The sequence below is a fragment of the Providencia sp. PROV200 genome (assembly GCF_049901995.1).
Lineage (GTDB): Bacteria > Pseudomonadota > Gammaproteobacteria > Enterobacterales > Enterobacteriaceae > Providencia > Providencia rettgeri_E.
In genome coordinates this window covers 3621787-3638344 of the sequence record NZ_CP096307.1, presented here as the reverse complement: position 1 = coordinate 3638344, position 16558 = coordinate 3621787, and the positions used below count along the sequence as shown (strand labels likewise).

The following is a 16558-nucleotide window of genomic DNA, read 5'->3' as shown; positions in this document are numbered from 1 at the left end:
TGACATATGAATATAGAAAATAAACACCTAGAACTTTCTTGTTCTGGTTTTGGTAATAAGTTTTTAAAGTATTTCGATTGGAATGATATAGATGTTACTTATAGTAGAGTGGATGTGATAAATAATGATGTAAAAGTTATTTCAAACCACTATGGGTGGGTTTTAATGTTTTGGGATGATGATCTAGATAAAAAAGTAAAGGAAAGATTAATCCCTGGTATTCAATATTGGAATAATTACTCTGCCGAATTTCAAAAAACATTATCTAAAACAGATAAGAAAGAAATGAAAGTGGATTTTTGTACTCAATATGGCGGTGTATATGAAATTACATCAATAAATTCAAGAAAGAAATTCTCATCTAATGAGTTATTAGAGCTCTATAAATTAAGAGCTGTTATTTCTGATTACTCCCAGCATGTCTGGAAAGATAATGAAAATATTATTTTACCACTTAGAGCGGACATAAGCTTATCTCAACAAATTGAAGATAATAACCGAGATATTTTAGATGTTCATCATTATATGCGTTTTGGTAACATTCGTTTTACCCGTAAAGAAATGATAACTATTCGTTTATTATTATCACATTGCCGAGTAAAGGAAATTAGTTATATTCAAGGTTGTTCGGAAGCGACAGAAAATAAACGTATTCTACGCATTAAAGAAAAACTAGGTTGCTCTTATACTTCACCTAGTGGTTTATTTCAGGCTTTAAAAGAAAATGGCATTACTCTTGCGTGTTTGGAATCTTTGGTGAGTTATCCTTAAATATGAGAATATTTTTCTACAAGGAAATTGATTAATAGAAAAGGGATAAATAATGAAATGGAGATTCATGTTTGGCGCCGTCGCAGGTAATGCTTTAAAGTATTATGATATTGCTGTGTTTGCGGCTATATCCACTTATTTAAGTACGGAATTAACTAATTTAGGTTATACACAAGCAACGGAAATGGTATGGGGGATTTTTGCATTACGTTTTTTAATCCGCCCACTAGGTGGGTATGTTATAGGCTGATATGCTGATACGGTAGGGGAAAAATCAGCTCTAGTATTAACAAGTATGATAACCGGTACGGCAACATTAATGATGGCACTGTTACCCATTGAATTATTAGGAGACTATACGCCATTAGCAATATTAATTTTACAATTGGCCCTTTCTTTTAGTTTTGCAGGTGAGTTTCCTTCTCTAATTACGTATTTATTTAAGGATTTAGATGGAAATATTCTGTCTAGAGTTTCGTCAATTATTGTTGGTAGCTCTTTATGTGGGGTCATTGCATCATTAGTTATCGTTTTCATTCTAAAGAATACGTTATCTGAAGATGCTATGCAGTCAATTGGGTGGAGGATCCCATTATTAATTGGTTTAATTAATATTTTAATTAGCTTTTGGTTTAGAGCTAAATTACCAGATTATAAAAGTGATTTGAACAAAAAAATAATGTTCAGCTGGTACCATGTTTTTTGGGTGTTTTTATTTACCATCCCTGGGACTGTCACTTTTTATTCTCAAAATTTGTCAACTTCACTAATTATTCAACAATTAAAGATAGACGAGATAAAGAGTTTTTATGAAATATTTTCGTCCGGCCTATTGTTAGTTTTTATGCTGATATGTGGTTGGCTAACCGATAAATATAGTTCGGCTAAATCTGTTTTTAATATGGGCGTCATTGGAATGGTATTGTTTTCAGTACCACTCTATTTTTCATTGCAGCTAGATAATTTACTTCTCGTCTTTTTCGCTCAAGTCGTTATGTCCGCATATTCAGCGATGATATTGTGTAATTTATCGGCCGTACTGATGGATAAATCTAATGGGCAGGCAACAATATTAGGAGTGGGTTATAACAGTGCGGCTGCATTTATCGGTGGGATCACCCCTCTGATTGTTAGTTATTTAAGTCACTTTAACTTAGGCTATGTTGGGCTATTTATTGCGGGTTGTGGGCTTTCTTACTTTATATCTACTTGGTTGCCAAAACCAAATCCTGTTTAGTGTTAGCTATGATTTAGTCCCCCCGCAAGGGGGATTAAATAACAATACACGATAGGGTTATAGTAACGAAAAATCAGCTTGTTACCTTATTAACTATATAAATATTTTGCCTTTCGACATAGAGTTTGACGCTATTTTTACACAAAGATTTAAGCTTAGATGATGGATTCATCAGGTCGTCTAGCCTTTCTTCTACAGGTTTCGTTCTCGGCTTTTTAGGTTGTATTGTCATTGAAATATCTCTTAACGTCATGTTCCAAAAGCAAATCTGATAAGGCCATCATTGCACTTAATGTTGGCATGCTAAAACTTAGCTCTTTGGTAGTTTTGCTGTTTCAACTATCTGGCTGCTACTTCTATGAAAAGATAAAATAAATGCGATCAATAAAACATACATCATCGCACCAATCAGCCATACCCAGCCATCCCATGTTGCGAGTGTTTGACCAAAAATAAAACTAAATAATAATGGACCAATAACCCCAGTGGCATTGGTTAAACTGACTAAAATCCCTTGTAATTTACCTTGGTTAGCTTGATTGACTTGAGCGGACATTAGCCCTTGTAGTGCGGGTAACGCAATACTGCCACCGGCGAGTAAAATTAATGTAGGGAAAATCATCCAGCCCTCTGTGAGTAATGACAAAATAATGAATGCGGTGCCATCTGCGATAAAACCGACAATAATTGTCACTTTCTCATTGAATTTTTTGGCTATCGCCCCGGCAATAAAGGCTTGAAATAGGGCATGCATGACGCCTAAACCCGCCAGAGATAACCCAACTTGCATACTGTCCCATTGAAAGCGATTTTCGGTAAATAACACCCAGGTTGTTGCAGGGATCTGGCCAATTAGCTGCGCCATAAAAAAGACAAAAAGGAGCAAAATGACAGGTTTTATCAGCCGTATGAAGGAAACCGGCTGCTCTACAGTTTCATTTTGATCATTCTGTATAGCACGTCTGTTTTGATCTTTAAAAATAAGCAAGATCACGACAAAAGAGCACGCGTTCAAGACGGCTGCAATAACAAAAGGTAAATGTGGAGAGAATTGCCCTGCAAAGCCGCCAATCGCAGGGCCAGCGATTAGGCCAACACCAAATGCTGCACCTAGTCGTCCAAACCATTTTGTACGCTCTTTTGGGGCTGTGTTGTCAGCAATAATAGAAGCGGCAACAGCGCCTGTTGCACCAGTGATCCCCGAAACTAAACGGCCTAAATACAGTATCCAAAGTGAGCTAGATAAAGCCAGTAAAGTATAGTCGAGAGCGGCTCCCGCAAGGGAAAGCAGTAAGATAGCTCTGCGACCGAATTTATCGGACCATTTTCCCAGTATTGGCGCAAAAAACACCTGCATGACGGCATACAGGGCTAGTAAGATGCCGTAGTGGTTTGCCAGATTTTCTATTGTTACATACTCACGAAGTAAGGCTGGCAAAACAGGCATGATCATGCCGATCCCCATGGCATCGAGGGCGGTGATCGTTAAAGCAGTGATCGCAAACTTATTCATAATTGATTTCTCTATCGGTGATAGAGTTGGAATATATCCCTATCAGTGATAGAGTGTCAATAAAAATAGGGGAACATGATGGCAAGGTTAGATAGAGAAACCATTATTAGTGCTGCATTAGACTTGCTGAATGAAGTGGGGATGGAAGGGCTGACAACTCGAAAATTGGCTCAAAAACTGGGCGTTGAGCAGCCTACACTGTATTGGCATGTGAAGAATAAGCGCACGTTGTTGGATGCATTATCGGTTGAAATGCTAAAACGGCACCATGACCACCCATTACCTGCCGAAGGGGAAACGTGGCAGGAATTTTTGCGTCATAACGCATTAAGTTTTCGCCGTGCCTTACTTTGCTATCGTGATGGGGCAAAGGTACATTTGGGGACTCGCCCTAGTTCAGAGCAATATGCTACTGTGGAAAAACAATTACAGTTTATGGTCGATAACGGTTTTTCATTACAAAACGGTTTATATGCAATTAGCGCGGTGGGGCATTTTACGTTAGGTTCGGTGCTAGAACAGCAAGAACATATTGCCGCAATCAGTGAGCGGGATGTAGAACAAGATAGCTCAATGCCATTGTTATTAAAGCAGGCGATACACATCATGGATAGTGATGATGGAACGGTAGCTTTCTTATTCGGTTTAGAATCACTTATTCGAGGCTTTAAGCAGTAGTTTTTAAGCTTTAAAAAAGAAAAGGTATGGCCATTGCTGCCATACCTTGTATTAAAATAATGTGCGATTGAATTATTTACAGTGTGAATACGCCGATAATTGCAATTACGCTAATGATTGCTGAGCCACCATAGAAAACCCATTTAGAGGCAGGGACATGGATTTTAAAGTCGTGCAGCGTGTGGTGGATACGGTGCATAGCACACCAAACTGGTAAAATTATCATTAACAGTAAAAAAATACGGCCAATAAAGCTTTGGCAAAATGCCATAATGCGCTCATAGCTTAGCATTTCTGGTGCGACACCGAGAGGAATTAAAATTCCTAACAAAATGATAACTGCAGGGCCAACGATAGCGCTCCACATACCACCTGCGCCAAATAATCCCCAGAAAACTGGTTCATCGGAACGTTTAGGCGTTAGATTCATCAGATCCTCCGTTGATTAAAATAGCAGCGCGATAGCTAAGATGGCTGCGGTAACGAGTATCGTTAATGCCCAAAAACCTTTTACGATAGGCTCTTGCGACATTTTTTTATCGCCAACAATAATACTGACGGCTTTTGGTGCTAGATTAAACCACGTTGTGGTATGAAGCAGCGTTGCAGCTAATGTAATAATATTGATGATAATAATGATTGGATTACTTAAAAACCCAACAAAGCTTGCCCAAGATTCAGGACCACCTTTTAATGCAAATACACCGAATAACACTAAAAGGCTAAACCATAGCTGCAGAACGGAGGTACTTTCACGCATGATGTAAAAGCGGTAAAAACCCAACTTCTGCCACCAATCGCCCTTCATTTCCCTTACATAGGGTTTACGTTTTGTTGTCATGACTTCAATTCTCCTTATCGTGGCTTCAGCATGGCGATAATAAAGTCTTGCGCGCTGGCTGCTTTTGCTTGCTGGATAGCAGCTGCCGGGTCAACATGCTTAGGACAGACTTCAGAGCAGTAGCCTACAAATGTACAGCTCCAGACACCATCGTCACCATTTAATAATGGCATGCGTTCTTTTGCTCCGTGGTCACGGTTATCTAAGTTGTAACGCTCAGCTAAGGTAATAGCAGCTGGGCCAACAAACTCAGGATTTAAACCAAACTGAGGGCAAGCAGCATAGCAGAGACCACAGTTGATACAGCCTGAGAATTGATGGTATTTCGCCATCTGGGCAGGCGTTTGCTTATTTGGGCCTTCAGAAGGTTTACGGTCATTACCAATAATGTACGGTTTGATCGCCTCTAAACGCTCAATAAAGTGAGTCATATCAACAACAAGGTCGCGCTCGATTGGGAAGTTACCTAATGGCTCAACTTTCATGCCTTGCGGGTATTCGCGCAGGAATGTTTTACAAGCCAGTTTAGGCACTTTATCCACCATCATGCCACAAGAACCACAAATCGCCATACGACAGGACCAGCGGTAAGACAGGTCTGGAGCGAGGTTATCTTTGATATAGCCTAACGCATCTAACAAAGAAGTTTGCTCGTCGTAAGGGACATCATACGTCACCAAATGGGGCTCACTATCCGTTTCTGGATTGTAACGCATGATCTCCATTTTTAGGTGTTTCATATCATCCATTAGCTTGCTCCTTCTTCGCCTTATCTTGAGCTTCAGCTTCGGCACCGTAAACACGTTTAGCTGGCTGAGATTTCGTGATTTTTACGTCACTGTATTCTAAACGAGGGGAGCCCTCTGGGTTATAGAATGCCAAAGTATGTTTAAGGAAATTAACATCATCACGCTCAGTACAGCCTTCATCGAGACGTTGGTGTGCACCACGTGATTCTTTACGGTTGATTGCAGAGTGAGCCATACATTCCGCCACATCAAGGCCAAAGCCTAACTCAATGGTGTACAGTAGGTCAGTGTTAAAGACGCTGCTATGGTCGGTAATTTCGACGTGTTTAAAGCGTTCTTTCAGTTCAGCAATTTTATCAACGGTTTTTTGCATTAATTCAGGAGTACGGTAGATACCGCAGCCTTCTTCCATTGAAATACCCATCTCGTCACGGATTTTCGACCAGCTCTCTTTCCCTTTTTGGTTCATGAGCTTACTCAGGTCAGCTTCGATATCACGGGTACGAGCTTCGATAGCATTTGCATTAGCTGGTGTTGCTTCAGCAGCATGGCGAGCGGCTTCTTCACCTGCTAGGCGGCCAAATACCACTAATTCAGCTAATGAGTTAGAACCTAAACGGTTTGCACCGTGCAAGCCAACAGAAGAACATTCACCGACAGCAAATAGGCCTTTGATACGTGTTTCTGTGCGTTGATCCGTTTCGATACCACCCATGGTGTAGTGAGCGGTTGGGCGAACAGGAATCGGGTCTGTTACTGGGTCAACCCCCACATAGGCTTTCGCCAACTCACAAATAAATGGTAAACGCTCATGCAGTTTTTCTGCGCCAAGGTGGCGAAGATCTAAGTAAACAACATCACCGCGGTGGGTACTGATAGTGCGGCCTGCACGCCATTCGTGCCAGAACGCTTGGGAAACTTTGTCACGCGGACCCAGTTCCATATATTTGTTTTCAGGTTTGCCCAGTGGCGTTTCAGGGCCCATTCCGTAGTCTTGCAGATAGCGATAGCCATCTTTATTGACAAGGATCCCACCTTCACCACGACAACCTTCAGTCATTAAGATACCAGAACCTGGAAGACCAGTTGGGTGATATTGAACGAATTCCATGTCACGCAAAGGAACACCATGGCGGAATGCCATCCCCATACCATCACCAGTCACAATACCGCCATTGGTGTTGTAGCGATAAACGCGTCCAGCACCGCCAGTTGCCATCACGATGGCATTAGCACGGATCTGGACTTTTGTTCCTTCCATCATATTTAACGCGACAAGACCACGGACTTGGCCTTCATCAACAATGATATCGAGGACGAAGTGTTCGTCAAAGCGTTGAATTTGTGGATATTTTAATGAGGTTTGGAAGAGTGTGTGGAGCATGTGGAAGCCTGTTTTATCGGCTGCAAACCAAGTCCGCTCAATTTTCATCCCACCAAAGCGGCGAACGTTAACTGAACCATCTGGTTTACGGCTCCACGGGCAGCCCCATAGCTCTAGCTGGGTCATTTCTGTTGGGCAATGTTCGACGAAATAATCGACGACATCTTGCTCACACAGCCAGTCTCCACCAGCAACAGTATCATTAAAATGATAGTCATAGGAGTCATGAGCCTGAGTAACTGCTGCTGATCCCCCCTCTGCGGCCACAGTGTGACTACGCATTGGGTATACTTTTGAGACCAGAGCAATCTTGATATTGGGATTTGCTTCAGCGGCAGCAATTGCTGCACGTAAGCCTGCGCCCCCGGCCCCGATAATCGCTAAATCGGTATTGAAGGTTTGCACTGCGCTTCTCCATTGTTCAAGTGTAAAATTGATAAATTCTTTTAAATACTTTTGATAATTAGCTATGTCATTTTCAGTTCAACTTAAAGCTAAACTACGAAATATCTGTTTTTTAATAGTAAATAATATAATAGCTAATAATGACTTATCATGCTGTGAATTATAGCGAATAGTACTCAAGATAAATTTGATATAGAGGGGGGTTTTGGCCAAATTTAGCAATAAAGTGTGAGGTAGATCTTCTTTTTGTAAATTGTTTTTATATTACTCGATTTTGTAGGTGGTTAACATCGAATAAAAAGGAATTTCAAATGATTATCATTAAATTCACAGGGAGTTTTAGTGTATAAAACCAAGTGGATTAGTCGGGTTTTATCAATAATAAGTGAATAATACTATTATTATAGCTGAAGAGTTTAATTCATATTGAATGCTAATTTGCGAGGAGTCTCACTATTTATTTTTAGAATAAATTTATTTTCTAAGCGAAAATTTTAAAATAGATTGAGAAAGCGAATCGTTTCGTTTTTTTAGTAACAGTTATGTCACATAACATAAGAAATAATCATGTTTTAGGCGGTTTTATTTACGTCTCCCCATCAGTCTATGTAAAGCTAAAAGCAAAGGCTTTGCCTAATCGTATAAAGCAAGGGATAATCAGGCTATCCCTACTTACTCATTATGTCGACAGTCACAAGCGCTGACGCTCAGATAAATGCGCTTTATCAGTGTAAATGCATTGTGTGTTGCAAGTGAGGTGGGTACACTGCACGACTAAGTTTATTTTGGAGTCATCTTAATGAGTGATATAGCGAATTGGCAGCCAACCGCCCCCATCGCTAACCTGTTACAGCGCGCAAAAATAGTTGCGGAAATCAGACGTTTTTTTACTGATCGCTGTGTACTTGAAGTCGAAACCCCCGCAATGAGTCAGGCAACAGTCACTGACATTCATCTTGTTCCATTTGAAACGCGTTTTGTGGGGCCAGGTGCGGCACAAGGCATTAATTTATATTTAATGACTAGCCCTGAATACCACATGAAACGTTTATTAGCTGCAGGTAGTGGTCCTATCTATCAGCTAGGTCGTAGCTTTAGAAATGAAGAAGCAGGGCGGCATCATAATCCTGAATTTACCATGTTAGAGTGGTATCGCCCGCATTTTGATATGTATCGTTTGATTAATGAAGTGGATGACTTACTGCAACAAGTTTTAGAATGTGAGAGCGCAGAGCTACTTTCATACCAGCAAGCGTTTTTACGCTATTTGGATATTGACCCATTATCTGCTGAGAAAAGTGAATTACGTGAAGTTGCAGCGCGCTTAGATTTAAGCAATATCGCTGATAACGAAGAAGATAAAGACACTTTACTTCAGTTGCTATTTACCATGGGCGTTGAGCCTCATATTGGTAAAGAAAAGCCTGCAGTCGTGTATCATTTCCCTGCGACTCAAGCTTCTCTTGCTGTAATCAGTACCGAAGATCACCGAGTCGCCGAGCGTTTTGAGGTGTATTTCAAAGGGATGGAGCTGGCGAATGGCTTTCACGAGCTAACGGATGCCAGTGAGCAACGTCAGCGATTTGAACAAGACAACCGTAAGCGTGCGGCAATGGGGCTACCGACAGCACCTATTGATGAGCATTTACTTGCGGCTTTAGAACATGGTCTACCCGATTGTTCGGGGGTCGCTGTTGGGGTGGATAGGCTGATTATGATTGCTTTAAATGCAGACAAAATCAGTGATGTGATCGCATTCCCTGTCACTATCGCTTAACTAAGGCGTCCAACTTGAAGAAAATGCAGCCAAATGGCTGCATTCTTATTTGGTGCAGAAACTATTTTTGTTTCTGTTGTTCTAAGAACTTAACCCCTAAGTCAGGGAAGTCGGTGAAGGCGCCATCGACATCGGCTTGGTTATAAATGATGTCATAAAGCTGTTGCCCATCTTTGGCGTATTTTGGCAGCTTATCAACACGGATAGTGAACGGATGAACCGCCATTTTGTTGTCATGGGCTTCTTTGACCATACCATTCACTTTGATATTGGTAGGTGTAGATTCTTCATTAATTAGCATATGATAATCAGGACCAATACCATCTGCATAGGTCGCAATTTCTTTCATGGCACCGGGTTTCATCATCCAATCATAATTGTAATTAACCCAAGTTCCGTCAGGTTTTTGCTCTTGAGTCTCATTCCAATCGGTGTAAGCAATCAATTGAATTAATTTAAGATCCATTCCCATTTCTGGCATCAAGGTATTTTTGATACGTTTTAGGTCATTAGGGTCAAATGACTGTAGATAAACGTTGGAATCCTTGGTGGTGTAGCCATACTCTTTAAGGACTTCGAGTGTTTTCTTGGTGATATCTTTGCCTTCTTGTAAGTGGAACCAAGGGGCTTTAATTTCTGGGTAGATGCCAATATTTTTACCCGTTGATTTGTTTAATCCTTGAACAAATTCAATCTCTTCTTGGAAAGTATGAACGCGGAAATCTGATTTCCCCATCGGGAAGCGGTTCGGATAGCTTTGCACTTTTTTACCATCAACAATATCAAATCCTTCTGTAAAATTGAGTGATTTGATCTCATCAAGGGTAAAGTCAATCGCATAGTAACGGCCATCTTTACGAGCGCGGTCAGGGAAACGTTCAGCAACATCAGTCACGCGATCGAGATAATGGTCATGTAAGACCACAAGCTCGTTATCTTTCGTCATAACTAAATCTTGCTCAAGAAAATCAGCACCTTGTGCGTAAGCCATAGCTTTTGCAGGTAGGGTATGTTCCGGTAAGTAACCACTTGCACCACGATGTGCAATGACAACTTTACTTGAAGCTTGAGCTACAGCAGACACTGACATCACTAAAACCATACTAGCCACCAATGTTTTTAATGGAAAGCTCATGATTATATCTCCTTGGCACTTTATTTGGGTAAAAAAATGGGCTACATCATTTTTGATATAGCCCACGAGTCTAGCGATTAACAATGAACATTTGATGAATGTTTATTGTGAGTTTGCTAATTCACGTTTATGTTTGCTTTCGCTCAACATGACGATAAACAGTAGAACAACCGCTAATGCTGAACCACCGATCATGACAGCGAAGCCACCGTCCCAACCGAAGTAGTCTACGGTATAACCAACGATAGCACTTGCTGCTACAGAACCACCGAGGTAGCCGAACAAGCCTGTGAATCCTGCGGCTGTACCTGCTGCTTTTTTCGGTGCAAGTTCAAGGGCGTGCAAACCAATCAACATAACAGGACCATAGATTAGGAAACCGATGATCAACATACATGCCATATCAACATTTGGGTTACCAGCTGGGTTCATCCAGAACACGATAGTTGCAATGGTTACCAGAACCATGAAGAACACACCAGTGGCTCCACGGTTACCACGGAAGACTTTATCCGACATCCAACCACACAGTAACGTACCTGGGATACCTGCGTATTCATATAAGAAGTAAGCCCATGAAGATTTGTCCATTGCGAAGTGTTTAACTTCACGCAGGTAAGTTGGAGACCAGTCCAAAACACCATAACGCAGTAAGTAAACGAACACGTTCGCAATCGCAATCATCCATAATAGTTTGTTAGGGAAAACATACTTCATGAAGATTTCTTTTGCAGTTAACTCTTGCTCATCTGATGCTTTATAGTCAGTTGGATAGTCGTTTTTGTACTCTTCAATTGGAGGAAGACCACAAGATTGTGGGGTGTCGCGCATTAACGCAAATGCAATGATTGCAACAAGAATAGCAGCCAATGCAGGCATATACAGCGCAGCTTTCCAGTCGTTAAACCATGCCATACCTAACATGAACAGTAATGGCGGGATACCACCACCGACGTTGTGCGCACAGTTCCAAACCGAAACGATACCGCCACGTTCTTTTTGTGACCACCAGTGAACCATGGTACGTCCACAAGGAGGCCAACCCATACCTTGGAACCAACCACAAAGGAACAGTAATACGAACATGACCATGATGCTTGATGTTGCCCATGGTACGAAGCCCATGATTAACATCACTGCGGAGGCGAGAATCAAACCTGCGGGTAAGAAATAGCGCGGATTTGCACGGTCGGAAAACGACCCCATGATAAATTTAGAAAATCCGTAAGCAATTGAGATCCCTGATAATGCAAAACCAAGGTCACCTTTAGAGAAACCTTGTTCAACAAGATATGGCATCGCTAACGCAAAGTTCTTTCGGACTAGATAATACGCTGCGTAACCAAAGAAAATACCCATGAAGATCTGCCAACGAAGCTTACGATAGACAGGATCTATCTTATCCGCTGGCAGCCTCTCTATATGAGGTGCTGGTTTAAAAATGCTTAACATATACGCCTCCGATGGCATGCTAATTTTTATTTACACTTCCATTTCTCTATCTCAGAGAAATATTGAGTGTTTATTATTGGTGAAGTAACAAAAACGAAAGTAATCGAGTAATTTAAGAGTCTTTGTTTTCTTAATTGCTCTAAATTGTAGTCGTTAAAAAACAATTTATCTGTAATCCAACGCACAATTATTGATTTTGTTTATGAAGTTGCATAGTAAATGACATTTGTGAATAGAATGGAACTGGAAATGTTAATTATTTTGTGATTCTCATCACGATTTTGTTCTTTTGAACACTGAATACGCATTAAATGCTTTCGTTTTTGTTCCTTATCAAACATTGATCGCGTTTCTGGACTATATTTAATAATAGATTATAAAAATAGAACCTATACTTATTTATTATAGAAACGTTTATTAATGTGAGGAATGCGACATGAATGGCTCATCTGTGACTGAAACGGATGTCATCATTATCGGTGGTGGCGCAACAGGTGCAGGAGTCGCTCGTGACTGCGCTCGCCGAGGTCTAAGAACCGTTTTACTCGAAAGGCATGATATTGCGACTGGCGCAACAGGTCGTAACCATGGATTATTGCATAGTGGCGCGCGTTATGCCGTCACCGATGGTGAATCTGCCAGAGAATGTATCGAAGAGAACAAAATTTTAAAGCGTATCGCACATCATTGTATTGAACGAACGGACGGTTTGTTTATTACTCTCCCTGAAGACAGCTTAGAATATCAGCAGCAATTCATTACGGCCTGCCAAGCGGCGGGTATTGATGCGACTGCGATTGACCCTAAAGAGGCTATTCGCCTTGAACCTTCCGTTAACCCACATTTAATCGGTGCGGTTCGTGTTCCTGATGGTACGGTTGACCCATTCCGTTTGACTGCTGCAAATATGTTAGATGCCAGAGAGCATGGCGCTAAAGTATTAACTTATCATGAAGTTATTGGCTTGATTCGTGATGGCGATACGGTACGTGGCGTGACGGTTTATGATCACCATGCTAAAAAACAATATGATATTTACGCAGAAATTGTCGTCAATGCAGGCGGGATCTGGGGACAAAAAATTGCAGAATATGGCGAACTAAAAATTAAAATGTTCCCTGCGAAAGGGGCATTATTAATTTTAGGTCACCGTTTGAACAACATGGTGATAAACCGCTGCCGTAAGCCTGCTGATGCCGATATTTTAGTTCCCGGCGATACGATTTCCCTGATTGGCACCACGTCGACTCATATTGAATATGACCAAATTGATAATATGTATGTCACCCCTGAAGAGGTGGATATTCTGATTCGTGAAGGTTCGATGCTGTCTCCTGCACTCGCGACAACGCGCATTCTACGTGCATATGCCGGTGTTCGGCCATTAGTTGCCAGTGATGATGATCCATCAGGGCGTAATGTCAGCCGCGGTATTGTGTTGTTAGACCATGCTAAACGCGATGGCTTAGAAGGGTTTATCACTATCACTGGTGGTAAGTTAATGACATATCGCCTGATGGCGGAATGGGCTACTGATAAAGTTTGTGAAAAATTAGGCCACAGTGCCAAATGTACAACAGCAGAAGCGCAACTACCGGGTTCGCAACATAGTGCAGAAGAAGCCTTACGCAATGTTGTTTCCATTCCAGCCCCTATTCGTGGTTCAGCGGTTTACCGCCATGGCGACAGGGCTTCTGCAATTCTCAGTGCGGATAGGCTCGATAAAAGTTTAGTTTGTGAGTGTGAAGCCGTTACTGCGGGTGAAGTGCGCTATGCCGTTAATTCATTAACAGTCAATAATTTACTTGATTTAAGGCGCCGTACTCGTGTGGGGATGGGAACTTGCCAAGGTGAGCTATGTGCATGCCGCGCAGCTGGCTTACTCAATCGTTTTAATGTCACAACGCCCCATGAAACGGAGCAGCAATTAAGTCACTTCCTGAATGAACGTTGGAAAGGTGTACGTCCAATTGCTTGGGGTGATGCATTGCGTGAAAGTGAATTTACCAGCTGGGTATATCACGGGTTATGTGGCATGAATGAAGCGACACTTGGTAAGGATGCACAGAAGGAGGCGGACAATGAAATATGATGTAGTAGTCATGGGCGGCGGTTTAGCTGGATTAATGAGCGGCGTACGCTTAACCCAGGCTGGGCTATCTTGTGCAATAGTTAGCGCAGGGCAAAATGCATTGCATTTTTCATCAGGCTCCTTAGATTTATTAACTCATTTGCCTAATGGGGAAGTGGCTGAAAAACCATTAGAAATGCTTGATGCGTTAAAGGAACAGTCGCCAGCACACCCTTATAGTTTAATTGGAAAAACGCAGGTTACTGAGTTAGCGCATGTGGCTCAGTCGATATTACAGCAAGCAGGTGTTCATTTAAAAGGTTCGTGCGAGGAAAATCACTATCGGATTACCCCTCTAGGCCATAAACGCATGACTTGGCTTAGTCCTAAATCGGTTCCAACTGTCGGCTTACACCATAAAATGGATGCTAACAAAATCGCGGTGGTTGGTATCGAAGGTTTCTTGGATTTTCAACCCCAGATGGTGGCTGATGAGCTACAACGTGAAGGGCTACAAGCAACAGCTCACTATGTGCATTTACCCTTATTAGACAGACTAAGAGAAAACCCGAGCGAATTTAGAGCTATTAATGTTGCTCGTTGGTTAGATCGTCCAGAAAACATGACTCAAATGGTGGCTGAAATCTCTCCGTTGGTCGCAGATGCAGAAGCGATTTTCATGCCAGCGTGTATCGGACTCGACAGTGATGAACCTTTACAGGAGTTACAAAGGAGCTTAGGTAAGCCTATATTTTTATTGCCGACTCTTCCACCTTCTTTATTGGGGATCCGTTTACACGAAATGTTATTGCGTCAGTTTCGGCGTCAAGGTGGCATAGTGATGCCAGGTGATAAAGTCACCGCGGTAAACTGTGTGGATGGCCGAATTGAATCTGTCCAGACTCGTAATCATGGTGATATCTCTTTAAAAGCTAAGCATTTTGTTCTGGCAACGGGGAGTTTTTTCAATAATGGATTGGTGGCAGAGTTCGATCGTGTGTATGAACCATTGATGCAATTGGACCTGTGTGAAATTTCAGAACGTGCAAAATGGACTAACAAAGAGTTTTTTGCTTCCCAACCGTATATGGCTTTTGGTGTGAAAACCGATGAAAAATTGCGCGCTCAAAAAGAGGGCAACGCTATTTCAAACCTTTATGTCGCCGGCGCTGTATTAGGCGGTTTTGACCCTCTCACCCAAGGTTGTGGGGCGGGGGTATCAATAATTAGCGCATTATATGCCGCTAATGAAATCATTAATGAACGGATTAAGAGTAAAGCCCAGCAGGTGGAGGTGGCACAATGAGTATTCAAGATGCAAGCTTTGAAAGCTGTATTAAATGCACGGTGTGTACCACTTATTGCCCTGTTGCAAAGGTTAATCCTCTGTATCCTGGCCCTAAGCAAGCAGGGCCAGACGGTGAGCGTTTACGCTTAAAAGATCCGATGCTGTATGACGAAGCGTTGAAATATTGTACTAACTGCAAGCGTTGCGAAGTCGCTTGTCCATCAGATGTGAAGATTGGCGATATTATTGCTCGTGCGCGTAATACTTACAGCCAACAGAAACCTAAAATTCGTGATGCTATTCTCAGCCATACGGATTTAATGGGGTCGTTATCGACGCCATTTGCACCAGTTGTCAATACTATTACAGGGTTAAAACCTGTACGTCAAATCCTTGATAAAGCATTGAAAATAGACCACCGCCGTGAATTACCTAAATATTCGTTTGGGACTTTCCGCCGTTGGTATGCAAAACAAGCCGCTGAACAAGCTAAATTTGAAGAGCAAGTTGCGTTCTTCCATGGCTGTTATGTGAATTATAACCACCCTCAATTAGGTAAAGACTTAATTAAAGTCTTTAACGGCATGAATATTGGTGTTCAGCTACTTAAACGTGAAAAATGTTGTGGTGTGGCATTAATAGCCAATGGCTTTATGAAACAGGCTAAGCGCCAAGCCAATGTTAATTTAGAGTCATTGCAAGAAACTATCCTTGAAAAACATGTACCTGTTGTTGCAACTTCATCAACCTGTACGTTTACCATCCGTGATGAATATACGCATGTACTTGATGTTGATACTTCTGCAATGAGGGATAACATCGAGCTCGCAACGCGTTATATTTATCGTTTACTTGAAGAAGGGCGTGAACTCAAACTGAAACATACGCCTTTAAAAGTGGCTTATCACACACCATGCCATATGGAAAAAATGGGGTGGACTTCCTACACATTAGAGTTAATTAAGCGTGTACCCGGCGTTGAACTGATTGTGTTGGATTCACAATGTTGTGGTATCGCAGGAACCTATGGTTTCAAAAAAGAAAACTATGAAGTCTCTCAAGGTATTGGTGCAGGGTTATTTCGCCAAATTGAAGAAAGTGGCGCGGATATGGTGATCACAGACTGCGAGACTTGTAAGTGGCAGATTGAGATGTCGACGAGTAAGAAGTGTGAGCACCCGATTTCACTTCTAGCAAAAGCTTTGTGATCTATTACTTATCAAATTGTAGGGTTGTTATTTTTTGTTTTAGCTCAGT

The 16558-nt window shown here is 41.7% G+C and carries 13 protein-coding genes and 1 pseudogene; 7 read left to right on the top strand and 7 right to left on the bottom strand.

Annotation, left to right across the window (positions count from 1 at the left end; genetic code table 11):
* The first annotated feature begins 6 nt into the window (after window positions 1–6).
* Window positions 7–771: a helix-turn-helix transcriptional regulator gene (locus tag M1E86_RS16690; protein ID WP_213914263.1), complete on the top strand. Its 765-nt coding sequence runs from the start codon at window positions 7–9 to the stop codon at window positions 769–771.
* A gap of 52 nt (window positions 772–823) precedes the next feature.
* Window positions 824–2008: pseudogene (locus tag M1E86_RS16685) on the top strand (MFS transporter).
* Window positions 2009–2318: 310 nt separating this feature from the next.
* Here the strand turns inward: M1E86_RS16685 and tet are convergent.
* Entirely contained in the window at window positions 2319–3521 is a 1203-nt protein-coding gene (gene tet / locus M1E86_RS16680) for a Tet(A)/Tet(B)/Tet(C) family tetracycline efflux MFS transporter (protein ID WP_213914265.1), read from the bottom strand.
* 78 nt (window positions 3522–3599) lie between these two features.
* Between tet and tetR the strand changes: the two genes are divergently transcribed.
* Window positions 3600–4199, top strand: coding sequence for a tetracycline resistance transcriptional repressor TetR (tetR, locus tag M1E86_RS16675; protein ID WP_213914266.1), 600 nt, complete (start codon window positions 3600–3602; stop codon window positions 4197–4199).
* A 76-nt stretch (window positions 4200–4275) separates the two neighbouring features.
* Here the strand turns inward: tetR and frdD are convergent, their stop codons facing one another.
* The 4 genes from frdD to frdA are packed head-to-tail and all read right to left on the bottom strand — an operon-like array spanning window position 4276 to window position 7578.
* A complete protein-coding gene (frdD, locus tag M1E86_RS16670; RefSeq protein WP_125890497.1) occupies window positions 4276–4629 on the bottom strand; it encodes a fumarate reductase subunit FrdD in 354 nt (117 codons plus the stop codon).
* A 15-nt stretch (window positions 4630–4644) separates the two neighbouring features.
* On the bottom strand, window positions 4645–5040 hold the full coding sequence (gene frdC / locus M1E86_RS16665; protein ID WP_125890496.1) for a fumarate reductase subunit FrdC: 396 nt from the start codon (window positions 5038–5040) through the stop codon (window positions 4645–4647).
* Window positions 5041–5054: 14 nt separating this feature from the next.
* On the bottom strand, window positions 5055–5789 hold the full coding sequence (locus tag M1E86_RS16660; protein WP_125890495.1) for a succinate dehydrogenase/fumarate reductase iron-sulfur subunit: 735 nt from the start codon (window positions 5787–5789) through the stop codon (window positions 5055–5057).
* On the bottom strand, window positions 5782–7578 hold the full coding sequence (frdA, locus tag M1E86_RS16655) for a fumarate reductase (quinol) flavoprotein subunit (protein WP_426099160.1): 1797 nt from the start codon (window positions 7576–7578) through the stop codon (window positions 5782–5784). The genes M1E86_RS16660 and frdA overlap by 8 nt, the downstream gene beginning before the upstream one ends.
* 799 nt (window positions 7579–8377) lie before the next feature.
* On the opposite strand from frdA, the gene epmA reads away from it, so the two are divergent.
* On the top strand, window positions 8378–9355 hold the full coding sequence (gene epmA / locus M1E86_RS16650) for an elongation factor P--(R)-beta-lysine ligase (RefSeq protein ID WP_213914268.1): 978 nt from the start codon (window positions 8378–8380) through the stop codon (window positions 9353–9355).
* A gap of 61 nt (window positions 9356–9416) precedes the next feature.
* Here the strand turns inward: epmA and glpQ are convergent, their stop codons facing one another.
* Together glpQ and glpT are read right to left on the bottom strand one after the other, a co-directional pair.
* Window positions 9417–10490, bottom strand: coding sequence for a glycerophosphodiester phosphodiesterase (gene glpQ / locus M1E86_RS16645; RefSeq protein WP_125890493.1), 1074 nt, complete (start codon window positions 10488–10490; stop codon window positions 9417–9419).
* Window positions 10491–10592: 102 nt separating this feature from the next.
* Window positions 10593–11942 carry a glycerol-3-phosphate transporter gene (gene glpT / locus M1E86_RS16640; RefSeq protein WP_036958039.1) on the bottom strand — a complete coding sequence of 450 codons (1350 nt, stop codon included), beginning with the start codon at window positions 11940–11942 and terminating at the stop codon, window positions 10593–10595.
* Between the two features lie 436 nt (window positions 11943–12378).
* Here glpT and glpA point away from each other — a divergent pair, with 436 nt between their 5' ends.
* From glpA to glpC, 3 genes are read left to right on the top strand one after another with little or no spacing between them, the layout of a single operon-like run.
* Window positions 12379–14034, top strand: coding sequence for an anaerobic glycerol-3-phosphate dehydrogenase subunit A (glpA, locus tag M1E86_RS16635; RefSeq protein ID WP_125890492.1), 1656 nt, complete (start codon window positions 12379–12381; stop codon window positions 14032–14034).
* Complete coding sequence (gene glpB, locus M1E86_RS16630) at window positions 14024–15319, top strand: glycerol-3-phosphate dehydrogenase subunit GlpB (protein WP_213914269.1); 1296 nt, start codon at window positions 14024–14026, stop codon at window positions 15317–15319. Before glpA ends, glpB begins: the two co-directional genes overlap by 11 nt.
* Complete coding sequence (gene glpC, locus M1E86_RS16625; protein WP_004258601.1) at window positions 15316–16509, top strand: anaerobic glycerol-3-phosphate dehydrogenase subunit GlpC; 1194 nt, start codon at window positions 15316–15318, stop codon at window positions 16507–16509. The genes glpB and glpC overlap by 4 nt, the downstream gene beginning before the upstream one ends.
* The last annotated feature ends 49 nt before the right edge of the window (window positions 16510–16558 follow it).

What these genes read in the sequence shown, in the direction of transcription:
- M1E86_RS16690 (WP_213914263.1), top strand. Translation starts at nt 7, where the DNA reads ATGAATATAGAAAATAAACACCTAGAACTTTCTTGTTCTGGTTTTGGT.
- tet (WP_213914265.1), bottom strand. Translation starts at nt 3,521, where the DNA reads ATGAATAAGTTTGCGATCACTGCTTTAACGATCACCGCCCTCGATGCC.
- tetR (WP_213914266.1), top strand. Translation starts at nt 3,600, where the DNA reads ATGGCAAGGTTAGATAGAGAAACCATTATTAGTGCTGCATTAGACTTG.
- frdD (WP_125890497.1), bottom strand. Translation starts at nt 4,629, where the DNA reads ATGAATCTAACGCCTAAACGTTCCGATGAACCAGTTTTCTGGGGATTA.
- frdC (WP_125890496.1), bottom strand. Translation starts at nt 5,040, where the DNA reads ATGACAACAAAACGTAAACCCTATGTAAGGGAAATGAAGGGCGATTGG.
- M1E86_RS16660 (WP_125890495.1), bottom strand. Translation starts at nt 5,789, where the DNA reads ATGGATGATATGAAACACCTAAAAATGGAGATCATGCGTTACAATCCA.
- epmA (WP_213914268.1), top strand. Translation starts at nt 8,378, where the DNA reads ATGAGTGATATAGCGAATTGGCAGCCAACCGCCCCCATCGCTAACCTG.
- glpQ (WP_125890493.1), bottom strand. Translation starts at nt 10,490, where the DNA reads ATGAGCTTTCCATTAAAAACATTGGTGGCTAGTATGGTTTTAGTGATG.
- glpT (WP_036958039.1), bottom strand. Translation starts at nt 11,942, where the DNA reads ATGTTAAGCATTTTTAAACCAGCACCTCATATAGAGAGGCTGCCAGCG.
- glpA (WP_125890492.1), top strand. Translation starts at nt 12,379, where the DNA reads ATGAATGGCTCATCTGTGACTGAAACGGATGTCATCATTATCGGTGGT.
- glpB (WP_213914269.1), top strand. Translation starts at nt 14,024, where the DNA reads ATGAAATATGATGTAGTAGTCATGGGCGGCGGTTTAGCTGGATTAATG.
- glpC (WP_004258601.1), top strand. Translation starts at nt 15,316, where the DNA reads ATGAGTATTCAAGATGCAAGCTTTGAAAGCTGTATTAAATGCACGGTG.